Annotated in this window: 14 protein-coding genes and 1 pseudogene; 8 read left to right on the plus strand and 7 right to left on the minus strand. The window is 34.4% G+C overall.

From position 1 onward, the window contains the following. Nucleotides 1-73: 73 nt before the first annotated feature. The 4 genes and pseudogenes from ACSKY2_RS01780 to iolE form a co-directional block, all read left to right on the plus strand. Nucleotides 74-1,285: pseudogene (locus tag ACSKY2_RS01780) on the plus strand (glucose PTS transporter subunit IIA); the annotation flags it as partial. Between the two features lie 141 nt (nt 1,286-1,426). Next, complete coding sequence (locus tag ACSKY2_RS01785; RefSeq protein ID WP_489877900.1) at nt 1,427-1,942, plus strand: flavodoxin family protein; 516 nt, start codon at nt 1,427-1,429, stop codon at nt 1,940-1,942. 315 nt (nt 1,943-2,257) lie between these two features. Next, the gene (locus ACSKY2_RS01790; protein ID WP_489877901.1) at nt 2,258-3,388 is read left to right on the plus strand and encodes an NADH-dependent flavin oxidoreductase; all 1,131 of its coding nucleotides are present in this window, start codon (nt 2,258-2,260) and stop codon (nt 3,386-3,388) included. A 145-nt stretch (nt 3,389-3,533) separates the two neighbouring features. Continuing rightward, entirely contained in the window at nt 3,534-4,439 is a 906-nt protein-coding gene (iolE, locus tag ACSKY2_RS01795; RefSeq protein ID WP_489877902.1) for a myo-inosose-2 dehydratase, read from the plus strand. On the opposite strand, the gene ACSKY2_RS01800 is transcribed toward iolE, so the two are convergent. Next, nucleotides 4,432-4,809, minus strand: a complete 378-nt coding sequence (locus ACSKY2_RS01800; protein ID WP_489877903.1) for a winged helix-turn-helix transcriptional regulator — start codon at nt 4,807-4,809, stop codon at nt 4,432-4,434. The two genes, iolE and ACSKY2_RS01800, sit on opposite strands and share 8 nt — an antisense overlap. Before the next feature lie 61 nt (nt 4,810-4,870). On the opposite strand from ACSKY2_RS01800, the gene budC reads away from it, so the two are divergent. Beyond that, nucleotides 4,871-5,647, plus strand: coding sequence for a meso-2,3-butanediol dehydrogenase (gene budC / locus ACSKY2_RS01805; RefSeq protein ID WP_489877904.1), 777 nt, complete (start codon nt 4,871-4,873; stop codon nt 5,645-5,647). Between the two features lie 228 nt (nt 5,648-5,875). On the opposite strand, the gene ACSKY2_RS01810 is transcribed toward budC, so the two are convergent. The 4 genes from ACSKY2_RS01810 to ACSKY2_RS01825 all read right to left on the minus strand — a co-directional run bounded on the left by ACSKY2_RS01810 (nt 5,876) and on the right by ACSKY2_RS01825 (nt 9,172). After that, nucleotides 5,876-6,889 carry an alpha/beta hydrolase gene (locus tag ACSKY2_RS01810; protein ID WP_489877905.1) on the minus strand — a complete coding sequence of 338 codons (1,014 nt, stop codon included), beginning with the start codon at nt 6,887-6,889 and terminating at the stop codon, nt 5,876-5,878. A gap of 16 nt (nt 6,890-6,905) precedes the next feature. Continuing rightward, nucleotides 6,906-7,640 (minus strand): SDR family oxidoreductase, encoded by a 735-nt coding sequence (locus ACSKY2_RS01815; RefSeq protein WP_489877906.1) that lies wholly within the window; start codon nt 7,638-7,640, stop codon nt 6,906-6,908. Between the two features lie 112 nt (nt 7,641-7,752). Further along, entirely contained in the window at nt 7,753-8,262 is a 510-nt protein-coding gene (locus ACSKY2_RS01820) for a cyclophilin-like fold protein (RefSeq protein ID WP_489877907.1), read from the minus strand. Between the two features lie 163 nt (nt 8,263-8,425). Continuing rightward, nucleotides 8,426-9,172 (minus strand): SDR family oxidoreductase, encoded by a 747-nt coding sequence (locus tag ACSKY2_RS01825; protein WP_489877908.1) that lies wholly within the window; start codon nt 9,170-9,172, stop codon nt 8,426-8,428. A 102-nt stretch (nt 9,173-9,274) separates the two neighbouring features. Between ACSKY2_RS01825 and ACSKY2_RS01830 the strand changes: the two genes are divergently transcribed. Further along, entirely contained in the window at nt 9,275-9,673 is a 399-nt protein-coding gene (locus tag ACSKY2_RS01830) for a MerR family transcriptional regulator (RefSeq protein WP_489877909.1), read from the plus strand. Between the two features lie 100 nt (nt 9,674-9,773). On the opposite strand, the gene ACSKY2_RS01835 is transcribed toward ACSKY2_RS01830, so the two are convergent. Next, nucleotides 9,774-10,343, minus strand: a complete 570-nt coding sequence (locus ACSKY2_RS01835; RefSeq protein ID WP_489839605.1) for a DapH/DapD/GlmU-related protein — start codon at nt 10,341-10,343, stop codon at nt 9,774-9,776. Nucleotides 10,344-10,706: 363 nt separating this feature from the next. On the opposite strand from ACSKY2_RS01835, the gene ACSKY2_RS01840 reads away from it, so the two are divergent. Then, nucleotides 10,707-11,735 carry a DUF5105 domain-containing protein gene (locus tag ACSKY2_RS01840; protein ID WP_489877910.1) on the plus strand — a complete coding sequence of 343 codons (1,029 nt, stop codon included), beginning with the start codon at nt 10,707-10,709 and terminating at the stop codon, nt 11,733-11,735. Between the two features lie 166 nt (nt 11,736-11,901). Here ACSKY2_RS01840 and ACSKY2_RS01845 read toward each other — a convergent pair whose 3' ends face one another. Continuing rightward, on the minus strand, nt 11,902-12,366 hold the full coding sequence (locus ACSKY2_RS01845; RefSeq protein ID WP_489877911.1) for a MarR family winged helix-turn-helix transcriptional regulator: 465 nt from the start codon (nt 12,364-12,366) through the stop codon (nt 11,902-11,904). 93 nt (nt 12,367-12,459) lie between these two features. Here ACSKY2_RS01845 and ACSKY2_RS01850 point away from each other — a divergent pair, with 93 nt between their 5' ends. Beyond that, a complete protein-coding gene (locus ACSKY2_RS01850) occupies nt 12,460-13,413 on the plus strand; it encodes a quinone oxidoreductase family protein (protein ID WP_489877912.1) in 954 nt (317 codons plus the stop codon). Nucleotides 13,414-13,480 lie beyond the last annotated feature (67 nt).

A 13,480-nucleotide genomic window follows, 5' to 3' on the forward strand; every position in this document is an offset into this window, starting at 1 on the left:
TAAATTATTCAGAGATTGTCTTACCAAAATACATTAATTCCCATATACCATTCGGGTTAGCAACCTCATCAACGGGGCAAAGTTAGAGATTTATTTCCATAAACATGTACCAAATGTGTCAGACCAAATTATCACACCATTCTTAACTATGTTGGTAACGTTCGGTATCATGATTTTAGGTGTCGGTCCAATTGTTCACGGTGTTGAAAATATTTTAGTAGATGGTGTTCAAGGTCTAATTCATTTACCTTATGGTATCGGTGGATTTATTATTGGTGCTGCTTATCCATTGATGGTTTTGATTGGTATCCATCAAATGATGATTGCGATTGAGACATCATTGTTAGCAGCGACTCACCTTAATCCGTTGATTCCATTAGAAGGAATTTATGGATTTACTAATTTGGGTGTTGCTTTGGCTATGATTATGCGTACACGTAATAAAAAAGATAAAGCAACCTTTACCGGTTCTTTCTCATCACAATTATTTGGTGTTTCAGAACCAACTTTATTTGGAATATTGATTAGATATAATCTAAAACCATTGCTAGTTACTGTGTTAGTGAGTGGTGTTGGTGGTGCATTATTAAGTATTTTCAATGTTTCTGCCAATACTTATGGCTTAGCAGTTGTACCATCGTACTTGATGTATATTTATAATGGATATAGTTTGTTAGTATATACAATTGTTTCATTATCTGCGATTGTTGTTGCGTTCATTTTAACGAATATGTTCGCAATGCCCAAAGAATTATTAGTTGATCCAGACGCAACACAAGCAGCAATATTAGACGATAGTGTTTATGCACCAATTGATGGTGAAACAACAGACTTAAGCAAAGTAAATGATCCAGTATTTTCATCTGGTATCATGGGAAATGGTGTTGCTATTAAGAGTAGCAAGGATAATCAAGTCAACGTTTATGCACCGCAATCAGGTAAAATGACGGTGGTTGCAGATACTGGTCATGCATATGGTCTCACGATGACAAATGGTGTTGAAATTTTAGTACATATTGGTATTGATACGGTTGCATTAAAAGGAAAGGGTTTTAATAAAGATGTTGAAGTGGGAGCGATTGTACAAAAAGGTGATTTGCTAGGAAGCTTTAATGCGCCAGTCATACGAGATGCAGGTTATGATGACACAGTAATGGTTATTGTTACAAATGATGAACATAAATTAATTGAACCAATGGCAGAAGCCCAAAAGGTCATACATGGTGATACGGTTATTACGATGCAGGAACCGAAGAGTGATATTGCTGGGGCTATGAGTGAATAAATTATATCAATCTAATTTAGATAAAACGAATTCTTCATTTGTCATGCTTGTGACACTAGTTTAAATTTTTTATTGACTTGGCGTTTACTCCAAGGTGCATACTAAGATTTGTTTTTAAATTAATTAGGGAGGAATTTATCGATGCATCGTAACAAAAACTTAATTGTCTATTATTCACGAACTGGTAATACAGAAGTTGTGGCAAAATTGATTCATGACAAATTGGGTGGAGATATTGTACAGATAGTGACTAGTGAGGCTCGTCCTATTGATTACCGAGAAGAAGTACACCAAAATCAGATGGAACAAGAAAATAATATTTTACCCACTTTAGATACTCATATTGATAATCTGAAGTCTTACAAATGCGTTTTCATTGGCTCACCGACTTGGAATATGGCTTTACCTCAAGCAGTTGTTTCATTTTTGATCAATCATGATTTTACAGGATTAAGGATAATGCCTTTTAATACTAATGGTGGTTATGGTCAGGGGTCAACCTTTGATCAAATTGAGTCGCTGGCATTAGGTGCGCAAATTATTCAGGGTTTTTCAGTAAAGGGTGGTGAAGAAAATAAAGGACGACTTTTAAATATTAAAAATAATCGAAAAATAGAGGTATCACAATTGTTGGATAAATGGTTAGAGTTGAAATAAGATGAGTTCTTCTTGTATAAAAATTTTGTCATATCAGTGAAAAATCAAACACGTTTAAGAGCGTAAATCTACCAACTTCAAATTGATAGATTTACGCTCTTTTCAGCTATTTATAACGACTTATGTTTTCATTCACTTTTTTGGTGACTTGATAGCCAGTTATTTGTTCGTTTTTTCATTGGGGAATGTGACATCAATATTATCTGCAGTTTATAAATGAGGGGTAGTATTAAAAAAGTCAGTACTATTAAATTAAATTTCAGCAAGTTATACTAAATTTATTAAGTTTATTCATTGTCTTAGGAGGTTTTGTATATGACAAAATATAACTTTTTAAAACCATATTTATTTAAAAATAAGGATATAGAATTAAAGAACCGAATTGTTATTCCACCAATGACAGAACGATTGTCATTAGAGGACGGCACTGTTAGCAGTGATGAACTAGCTTATTATTCTCAACATTCTGGTGGTGCAGGTCTATTTATTACGGCAGTTGCAAATGTCAATTCTCTAGGTAAAGGATTTGAAGGCGAGTTGAGTATCTCAGATGATAGATATTTACCAAGGCTCAGCCAGCTAGCCTCGCATATGAAGAAAAATGGCACCAAAGCTATTATTCAGATTTTTAGTGCCGGTCGCATGTCAAACAGTGCAATCTTAAGAGGCGAACGACCTATCAGTGCCAGCGCTGTTTCAGCGGTACGCGAAGATTCTGAAGTGCCACGAGCACTAACTGAAGATGAAATTATTCAAACTATCAAAGACTTTGGTGCAGCAACTAAAAGAGCAATTCAAGCAGGCTTTGACGGAGTAGAGTTGCATGGTGCGAATACGTACTTGTTGCAACAATTCTTCTCGCCACATTCGAATCGTCGAACAGATCATTGGGGTGGTTCGCTTGAAAAAAGAATGAATTTTCCACTTGCAGTCATTGATGAAGCGACTCAAGTAATCGAGAAATATGCTAAAAAAACTTTTCTATTAGGGTATCGTATTTCACCGGAAGAATTGGAGGAACCAGGTATTTCGTTGGATGATACGTTGCAATTGATTGATAGGTTGAAACAAACTAAAATTGATTATTTGCATGTTTCTCAAAGTAATGTGTGGCGGACACCAATGCGGGATCAATCATCTCAGACAATTGTTAATCAAGCCATTAGAGATCGTGTTGCAGGAGCGTTCCCACTGATCGTTGTTGGTAATATTAAAACACCACAAGAAGCAGAAAAGGTCAGTCAGGCATTTGATTTTGTCGCTTTGGGGCACGAATCTATCTGGGAGCCTAAGTGGGTTCAAAAAGTTGAGGCTGGTAACGAAGAGGCCATTCGATACTATCTTACAAAGGCCGATATGGAGGATCTAGGAATTCAGCCAAGTTTCCTAGATCAAATTGCTGAAACAATGGGTGGTTATGAAAATGTTTTTAAACATGATAATTAATACCTGGTTAAAATAAAAACAAATAATTGGCTACACGGTTAATGGCATTATTTAAGTAGGGTACTTATTATTTTGTTGTTGTGTATTTAACAAATAGAAAATAGAATACGTTAACTGGTTAGATTTTTAGATGGGGGTTTGAACGATGAAATCTATAATGAACGGTTTTTATTTAGGTATATCACCAATTAGTTGGCGAAATGAAGATGTCGTTGAACTTGGTGGGGATACTGATTACCGACGTATTTTAAGTGAAGTCGCTTTGGCAGGATACCAAGGTACAGAAGCTGGTAGCTATTTTCCGAAAGCAGCTGATTTAAATGCTGAAGTGGCTATTCGTAAATTGCAGGTGGGTGGACAGTGGTTTAGTAGTTTTATTATTCGTGATGGTATAGCAAAAGCATTGCAAGATTTTGAAAAGCATTGCCAATATCTCTCTGAAATTCATGCATCATTTACAGTGCTATCCGAACAAACAAATTCGATACAAAGGCAAACAGATAAAAATATCTTTGCAGATAAACCCTATTTTACAGATGCCGAGTGGGAAGAGCTATGTGCTGGACTGAATGAATATGGGCGTATAGCACATAAATATGGTGTCCAAATCGCATACCACCATCATTTGGGAACTGGCGTGCAGACAAGTGAAGAAGTTGATCGTTTGATGTCAAATACAGATGCTGACTTAGTTGGATTACTTTTAGATACTGGCCATGCGGTTGTTTCAGACGGGTCGTATCTGCCAATTTTAAAAAAGTATGCAAAACGGATCAATTATTTACATTTAAAAGACGTTCATCAAAAAAAAGAAACCCTTTTTCGTAAAAGAGGGTTCTCCTTTAAAGAAGCAATTTTAAATGACATGTTCACAGTCCCTGGGCAAGGGGATATCGATTTCAGACCACTTTTTGATTTTATAATAAAGAAGAAATACCAGGGATGGGTAATGGTTGATGCTGAAATAAATCCAAACCACGTTAATCCATTGGAAATGGCACAATCTGCGCATTCATTTATCACAAAAAATTTGAAAGACGAGATTAACTAATTTTTTTCTGATGAGTATCTGAATCAGCAATATCACTATCCTCTAAGACAGGATGTTTTTCACCAAATTTTATAATTTCATCTAATAAGGGGATTAATTCTTGACCATTAGATGATAAAGAATATTCTGTTTTAGGTGGTACCGTTTTAAAGTCTTTACGAATAATTAATTGATCTTCTTCAAGTTCTTTTAAGCTGTCGTTTAATGTATGTGCAGTAATCTCATATAATGAACGCTGCAGTTCATTAAAACCATAAGCTCTGTTACGCAAATGATTTAAGATTAAAATCTTCCATTTACCACCAATCAAAGATAGTGTATTGGCAGTAGCACAATGACGTTCTAACAACTGTTTGTATGTTTTTTTCATAAGCTTAAATTTCCTTTCTATAACAAAAGATTAACATAAAATTAATAAGGAGTGTACAGTCATGACTAAAAATAAATATGATTTAAAAAATAAAGCCGTGTTAATAACCGGTGGTGGTAGTGGTATTGGCCGGGCCATTGCACAAGCCTTTCTAGATAATGGCGCACAGGTTGCTGTCGTTGGTCGGCGAGAAAAAGCATTAAAAGAGACAATTGCTGGTTATGATGAAAACAAGGTTTTAACAATTTCAAAAGACATTTCCCAACCAACAGCAGCGCAAGAAGCAGTAGATGAAGTAAGTGCAAGATTTGGTCGCTTAGACATTGTTGTTAGTGATGCTGCAGCTATGATTTCGGGTGAGTTTAATCAGATAACAAAGCAAGAATGGGAAAATGTACGTGCAACAAATATTGATGGTTTTTTCTATCTGGCTCAAGCGAGCTATCCATTATTGAAAAGAAGTCAAGGTTCTTTAATTGCAATTTCTTCCGTTTCTGGAAGTAATGGTGATTGGCAACAATCTATTTATAATGCTACCAAGCATGCTGTCAATGGCTTTGTTAAATCTTTGGCACTTGATTGGGGAGCTGATGGCATTCGGGTAAACGCTGTTGCACCCGCATTTACACTAACTGATATGACAAAAGACATGGCTAAATCTAAGGAACAGTTGAATCCATTTATTAATAGAATTGCTCTTGGTAGGCCTGGAAAACCAGAAGATATTGCACCCGCTGTATTGTTCTTGGCATCAGATGATGCTGCATATATTACTGGAACAATCCTGACTGTAGATGGTGGGACAACAGCTTCTACCGGCCAACCACATATTGAATAATTTTGACTATCTTGGTGACTTATATAACGCAAAGTAAGATTAAAAAATAAGATACAGAAATCTTTTGTGAATTCTGTATCTTTTTTATAGTTTAGTTTTTATTTAATTTATTTGTGACGCTTGCTTGAATATAAAAGTCACGATGGTACCTAGTTAATTAGGCATAAATATCGTACAGCCTTTATTTTTAACTAATTACTATAAAGTATCACAAATGTCAGACGTTAACTAAGCAAGATTGACTTTAAAAAAATGAGTAAATTTGTCAAATGGTATTAGATTCATTTGATCATATAAATCTGTATGAGTTGCATTAGGAATAGTAACTAATTCTTTTGGCTCTTGTAAATGTTCGTAAGCACTTTCGGCCATGTATCGTGAGTGTGCTTTTTCACCAGTTACAATTAATACAGGTCGTGGCGAAATTTCAGAAATTTTCTGCTGTAGTGGAAAATTATAATAACTCCAAGGACTTGTTGCAGACCATGCACCATTTGAATTAATCGAACGTGGATGAAATGCTCGTTCTTTATAATAATGAAAAAAATCAATTGTGACAGGATCGGCATCAGGGCTTAAGGTATTTGGTAGTACTGTTGCAGAATGAATTGGTTGATTGTTTTTGTCAAACGATAGTTCGTGGGGACCACCTTCATAAGTATTTGATTCAGCATCTTGCCAGCGCTGTATTGCCAGATAATCTCGTTCAATATCTTGTTGTTCTTTGGTTTTTGAATTATTCAATCCTAACCACATTGATTCACTCATATCGTACATAACACTTGTTGCGACAGCTTTAATTCTTTTATCAATAGAAGCTGCTGTTAATGCATGGCTACCTAAGCCACAAATTCCTAAGGCACCAATTCTTTTTCGTGATACGTAGTCTTGTAGTCCAATAAAATCAACAGCTGCCGAAAAATCTTCTACAAAAATGTCAGGAGATGCCATATTACGAACAATACCAGAGCTCTCACCAGTAGTAGATTGATCAAATGCTAAAGTCACAAAACCACGCTCAGCTAAAGTTTGAGCATATAACCCACTTGACTGTTCTTTAACAGCACCAAATGGACCAGAAATAATAACAGCAGCATACTTTTTAGTACGGTCAAAGTTAAGTGGTAAATAAAGATGGCCAGCTATGTTAAAACCATATCTGTTTTGGAATCGCACATCTTGTACATCAATTTGTTCATTAATTGTAAATACACGTGTATCATTAGTCAATTTATTCATCATTAGCTCCCTTCTTCAATTAGACAGTTTGTTTGATAGGTCGAATCATCATTTCGTTAATATCCATGCTAGCAGGTGAATCGATTGCAAACGTTACCGCATTTGCGATTTGTTGTGCACTAAGGCCAATGTGTTTTTCATTTTCTAGTTCAGCTTTTTGAGTTTCAGGGTCAGTGGATGATGTGTATAATTCGGTTGCTACAGCACCTGGCGAAATGATAGAAGTACGAATATTATCAGTGTGATGCTCTTGACGCAAACCCTCCATAATTGCTCTAACTGCAAATTTTGAACCATTGTAAACAGCTAAATTAGGGACAACAACATGACCAGCAACTGAATTAGTAGCAATAATATGGCCATGTTGTTGTTTTACCATGATAGGTAAAACTGCTGCAATACCATTCAGCACACCCATAATATTGACATTTAAAATATCTTGCCATTCTTTGCGGGCACCTTTAATTAATGGATTGATAGGCATAATACCGGCGTTATTAAATAAGACATCAATTTTACCAAAGTGCTCAAGGACGGTTTGAATTAAAGCATTGACTTCAGAAAAATTTGTGACGTCAACTTTTTGTGTAATAATTTGCTCATCAGGAAATTCATTTTTTAAAGCATTTAGTTTGTCTGTTCGTCGTGCACCAATAATCAATTTTGCATGTTTAGCGGCTAAAGTTCTTGCAGTTGCAGCACCAATTCCTGAAGAAGCACCTGTGATAATAACAACTTTATTTTTGATAGTCATAGTAAACATGTCTCCTTTTTATTTATCTTTGTGTTCCATTTCAAATGGAAATTCACCTGTTTTAAAATAGCCCTGACAAAAGGGTAGTGTTGATTACTGTATTGAATAATATTTATTTAAGTTTAATTGTTGCTGAAAATGAGTTGTGTGTTTTTAAAAAGTGTTGTGCTTCCTGGCGATTATCAAAATGACCTATAATATGAATACCTGAAAATTTTGGGACATCTTCATAATAAAAAATAATGCGTCTATCAGGAGACCAATAGCCAATATCACCGCCACTTGCTGCTGTACCATTAGTCATACCCTTTGTATCTAACGGCTGTGCTAAATCGCCCATCTTTTCTGCCGAATTAAAATCAACGTACTTCAATTCAAGGGGAAGTTGCTTCTTTAAATCAGCAGTAGCAGCATTTTGATAGAGGTGGGCATGTAAAATCGTGTCATCAATACTAATCGAAATTTTATCTTGTTCAGTTTTTTTAGATTTCATTGTATTATCTCTTCCAGCATGAAAAGTAGTCATATTATCTTTTTTGTCAATTTGACTAAAGATAAAAACGGTTACAAAAAGTGTTAGTAATAACAGACTTATAAGTAAGATATATTTTTTTAGTTTCATTAAGCTGTCTCCTAACGTAAGTTATAGACATTATATCTACTTGGAAATTATTTTAATCGTAACGTTGACAGGCCTTGAATTTAACATATGGTTTAAATAAGGATTTTCTTTATATTTTGAACAATGAACTAGACTAATTTTTTCATCATATTTTATCTCTTCATTACCATGGTTGAATAGTAGGTCCAATTGTAAATTCGCTGATATTAGTATCTTCTGGTTGATCGATGGCGAAGGAAACAACGTTTGCGACTCGATTGGGTGAAATTTCATATTGGTCATATAACGCATTAAATTCTTGTGCAGTCTGTTTATCAGAAATTTTATTAATCAGTTCTGATTGAATGGCAGCCGGGTAAATCGTTGCTGTACGAATATTTGTACCTTCTTGTGCAGATTCCATTCGTAAAACTTCCATGAGATCACGAACCGCCCACTTAGTTGCGCCATAGACGGCACCACCAGGGTATGCTTTTAGGCCGGCAACAGATGATGTCGTGATGATATGTCCAAATTTCTGTTCAGTAAATTTAGGCAAGACAGCTTGTATACCATTTAAAACACCTGTGATATTGACATCAATCATTTGATGCCATTCATCAGACTTTAAAGCTGATAATGGTGAGTTTGGCATTAAGCCAGCGTTTAAAAACATGACATCAACTCGTCCAAATTTATCAATTGCTTGATTAACAAGGTATTGATTATCAGTTTCTTTTGTGACATCAGTGATTTGATAAATGGCTTCGCCACCATTAGATTGAATTTCCTTAACTAATTCTTGTAATTTATCTTCACGCCGTGCACCTAGTACTAATTTTGCTCCTTGGTCTGCTAATTTTTTAGCAGTTGCAGCACCAATACCTGAAGAAGCCCCCGTGATAATTACTACTTTATCTTTAATAGCCATAATATTGATTCTTCCTTTCATATAAAATTATTATTATGTTACAATCACTTTAAAGCCTAAACCTGACTTTAGGTCAAGAAAAATTTAAGAGGCAATGTAATTATGAGAAAAACATATTCAATCGGAGAAGTTGCAACGCAATTTAGTTTATCAATTTCAACAATACGCTATTATGATAAGGAAAATTTAATCCCTAATTTACAAAAAAACGATGCAGGTGTTCGACAATTTACATCAGAAAATCTGAAAACCATTAAAATTATTGAATGTCTCAAAAAATCAGGGATGGCTATTAAAGATATAAAAATATTTATTCAATGGTGTGAGATGGGGGATAGTACATTACAGCAGCGATTGCAAATGTTTCAGGATTTACGACAAACTGTGCAAGCTAAAATGGTTGAATTAGATGAAACATTAGCAACGCTTGAATATAAATGTCATTATTACGGACAGGCAGTTAAAGATGGTACAGAGTTTTATGTAAAAAATAATTGTTAGAAGGGACTTTTAAATGAATTAATATTTAGTTGTAAAAGACGCCGTCGTTATTAAATGCAGCAATTTAATAGCGATGGCGTCTTTTAAGAGTACATGAATCCTATATTGATATTGATTTGATAAATTTTGCTGGATTACCAGCCACGACAACATTATCTGGTACGTTTTTTGTGACAATTGAACCAGCAGCCACGACAGCATTTTCTCCAATGGTCACACCTGGTAAAATAGTGACATTTGAACCAATCCAAGCATTCTTTTTTAATTCAACGGGTTGTAAATGTAAGTTATTTCGTTTATCAGGGTTTAAATCATGATTAATGGTTGCGATGACAACATTATGGCCAATTAAGCAATCATCACCAATAATAATTCTTCCCTGATCTTGAAAACGGCAGCCTGAATTCATAAAAACATGATGACCAATTTTAATATTTTTACCAAAATCAGTGGTGAACGGTAAAAACATTGAAAATGTTGGATCATCTTTTTGACCAATAATTTTAAAAAACTGTTGTCTAATTTCTTCATCTGTATAGACGCCAGTGTTTAAAATCATGCATAAACGTCGTGTGTCACTAGAAATAGCATTCATAGCCTGTTGCGTTTCAGAATTGTTTGCAATAAATTGTTCCGTGTTCATTTTTTGTAATAAATTAACTAATTCCATATTTTTTTCCTTCTTGTTTATCTCTTTTTTTCTCACATGTTGACTTTAAACCCTAAATCTGACTTTAGGTCAAGAAAATCTTGTTATTATTAAAATCCACTAATGGATATTGTACTAATAAGAACCAAAAATGAAACGAGTTGTTATTACAACAGTCTTTATTCCATATTTGTTATAATTTAATTAGGATATCTCTCATCATAAATACGTTGCTGTTAGCGGTGTTAATTGCTAAAGACTGTATTAATGACTAGTTAATTTAATAAATGGGTACGGGCACTATGCTCAAATGTAGATTAATAAAAGGGGATTTATTATGAAAATACATAAGAAAATGGGCTTGTTTTTGCAAGTTTGATAGCAGTGAGTACGTTCGCGGGATATGCTGGTAACAATCATATTATTGCCGCAACAGCTTCAGCACCTGCAAATGGGGATGCAGTAACCATTAAAAGTGGTGAATACATTATTCCGGAAGACAAAAAAACTTTATCTAAAAGCAAAGGTTATTTAGCTTTGAATTTACACATTAAAAACAAAGGGGCTAAGCATAGCTTAATGACTAGCGATATTAAGTTAAAGGATAAAAGTGGTAATCGGATTAAATCAGTTCAAATTTATGGTAGTGGGGATGATTTTTCAACTATGGGATATGAAAAACTAGCCAAGCATGACGTAATCAATGGGTATGTTGTTTTCCCTGTTACTAAGAACAAAAAATATACTTTAGAAGTCTCACCAGTCACATCAGGTACAAATAAAATACCAATGACTAAGGTGAAGGTTAACACTAGTAAGTATCAAGATTATACCGAGGAATCGCAAAAAGCGATGACAAGTTATGTTAATCGGGTATTCCTAAATAAGACAGATGATATTTCGTATGACAAATTATTGACTAATAAGTTAGAAGATGAACAAGTTTCATATCGGAATGTGACTCGAGATTTCCTTGAAACACGCGCATTTAACAATACGATTGCTGATGAAGCAACGACAAATATGATTAAACAAATTCAAGCTGTGAATACTAAAAAAGGTTCTGTTAAATATGCAATAAAGACAGCGACACCAACAACTGCAGAAATTACAGTAACGCCAACTTTAGTAAAATTGACTGATTTATCGGCAGTTATCACTGAAGCGCATCGACAAGTAGATGAAAATGAGAATGCTAATGGTGATATGTCGTATAGTGAAGTTGATGGCGCTGTCAAGGAGTCACTCATCAAAAAGTTTCCAGAAGTTTTAGAGACAATGCCTGTGCTAGAAAATGATGGTCAAGATATTAAATTGATCAAAAATGGACAGTTGATACATCTGAATCGGATTATGAATTTGAACAATTACAGAAAGAATTCGGCGGTAATTTTTATTAGAAAAATGACGTAATAAAAGGGAGGTCGAAACACTTTCATCAAGTAGTGTAAAACCGTTATGTATATTATATGTCATTAAATAACTTAATTATTAAGCAACTGAATTTTTCATGAATTTAGTTGCTTTTTTGGTATATCACGACTAATGTGTTTTTTATTTTTATTCGAAAAGAGATAGATTATTTACGTTGATTTTCAGAGGCATTTTCTAAAATCAGTCTATTTAGTAATTTTAAACTATTAATTATCGTTTCCTGTTCGTGATCGGTAATATTGCTTAAAACCTGATTCATTGTTTTAAATCTTGCATTTTTAATCTTATCCGATAATTTATCACCAGTTATACTTAACTTTATGATACGACTTCGGCTGTCGTTAACATTTATGTTAGTTTCCACGAGGTTTGCAGCTTCTAAGCGTTGTATTTGTCGGCTAATTGTTGAGTGTGGGCGACCTGAAAAATCACTCAATTTTTGGACGGTTACAGGTTGCATTCTTGAAATAGCGACAAACAATGGAAATAGTTTAAAGTCTAAATCAATATTATTTTTTTCTAATAGTAGTTTATCGTTTTCAGGTTGATTAAAAAAGGTTACTAATTTAAAAGTTTCAACATATAATTCTTGTATTTTTTGAGTATCCATATTTGTATTATAAACATAGTGCGTGCATTATGCACGCACTATGTTATACTTATTTATGTGCATAATGCACTTAAATAAAGAGAGGTGTTTATTATGAAAGCAGCCGTAGTTAAAAATAAAGGAATGATGCCTGTCATTCAAGAAATAGAAGAACCGCAAGCATTAACTAGTGATGATTTGGTACTGACCATTAAAGCCAGTGCAGTAACGAGAGTTAGTAAAGGAATATCTTTAGGAAGTCATTATTCTAGTGACAATTCTTTTCCAAGAATTGCTGGTATAGAAGGTGTTGGTGAGTCTAAAAGTGGGGAACGTTACTATTTTAATGGTTCAAAAGGGCTTTATGGTGCATTAGCAGAACAAACAATTGTTGATAGACATCGGACGGTCAAAGTTCCTAAAGGATTAGATACAATTACTGCTGCAGCAATTGCAAATCCAGGTATGAGTTCATATGCAGCTTTGGTTAATCGTGCTAAAATTACTGAAAATGATGTGGTTTTAGTTAATGGTGCTACTGGTACAGCGGGTAGTCTTGCTATTAAGATGGCATATGCTTTGGGCGCTAAAAAAGTTATTGCATTAGGACGTGAAAAAGAAGATTTAAAAGCAGCTGGTGCAGATGTTTATTTATCTTCGAACGACTACAATGATGATGAACAATCTCGATATGTGGCAGATTTAGGTCAAATAATAGCTGATGTGACCATTGTTTTAGACTATTTGTGGGGAGATTCTACCGAGAAAATTATGCAAGCGATTTATCAATTTAATCATGTGCAATCTGAAATTCGCTATATTCAAATAGGAACATTAGCATCCCCAAGTATTAATTTGCCGGGTAATTTATTAAGATCAACCAAAATCAGTTTATTGGGATCAGGCATTGGTTCATTGCATGGTAAAGAATTAGTTTCTGCGATTGCAAACGTTTTTCAATTAGCAATGACAAACAATTGGCAAGTTCCTACAAAATTATTCGCGTTAGATCATATAAAAGAAGCATGGGATGCACCAAGTCATCCAAGACCCGTTGTGATTATTTAACTTGACGTCAGGATGCGCATCTTTAAAATATATTTACCGTGCTATATAGTGTTAATGTATGGTCGTA

Source organism: Weissella sp. ESL1156 (genome assembly GCF_058505625.1).

Coding starts and splice junctions, on each gene's coding strand:
- ACSKY2_RS01845 (WP_489877911.1), bottom strand. CDS start 12,366: ATGGATACTCAAAAAATACAAGAATTATATGTTGAAACTTTTAAATTA.
- iolE (WP_489877902.1), top strand. CDS start 3,534: ATGAAATCTATAATGAACGGTTTTTATTTAGGTATATCACCAATTAGT.
- ACSKY2_RS01830 (WP_489877909.1), top strand. CDS start 9,275: ATGAGAAAAACATATTCAATCGGAGAAGTTGCAACGCAATTTAGTTTA.
- ACSKY2_RS01785 (WP_489877900.1), top strand. CDS start 1,427: ATGCATCGTAACAAAAACTTAATTGTCTATTATTCACGAACTGGTAAT.
- ACSKY2_RS01835 (WP_489839605.1), bottom strand. CDS start 10,343: ATGGAATTAGTTAATTTATTACAAAAAATGAACACGGAACAATTTATT.
- ACSKY2_RS01825 (WP_489877908.1), bottom strand. CDS start 9,172: ATGGCTATTAAAGATAAAGTAGTAATTATCACGGGGGCTTCTTCAGGT.
- ACSKY2_RS01810 (WP_489877905.1), bottom strand. CDS start 6,889: ATGATGAATAAATTGACTAATGATACACGTGTATTTACAATTAATGAA.
- ACSKY2_RS01815 (WP_489877906.1), bottom strand. CDS start 7,640: ATGACTATCAAAAATAAAGTTGTTATTATCACAGGTGCTTCTTCAGGA.
- budC (WP_489877904.1), top strand. CDS start 4,871: ATGACTAAAAATAAATATGATTTAAAAAATAAAGCCGTGTTAATAACC.
- ACSKY2_RS01820 (WP_489877907.1), bottom strand. CDS start 8,262: ATGAAACTAAAAAAATATATCTTACTTATAAGTCTGTTATTACTAACA.
- ACSKY2_RS01850 (WP_489877912.1), top strand. CDS start 12,460: ATGAAAGCAGCCGTAGTTAAAAATAAAGGAATGATGCCTGTCATTCAA.
- ACSKY2_RS01800 (WP_489877903.1), bottom strand. CDS start 4,809: ATGAAAAAAACATACAAACAGTTGTTAGAACGTCATTGTGCTACTGCC.
- ACSKY2_RS01790 (WP_489877901.1), top strand. CDS start 2,258: ATGACAAAATATAACTTTTTAAAACCATATTTATTTAAAAATAAGGAT.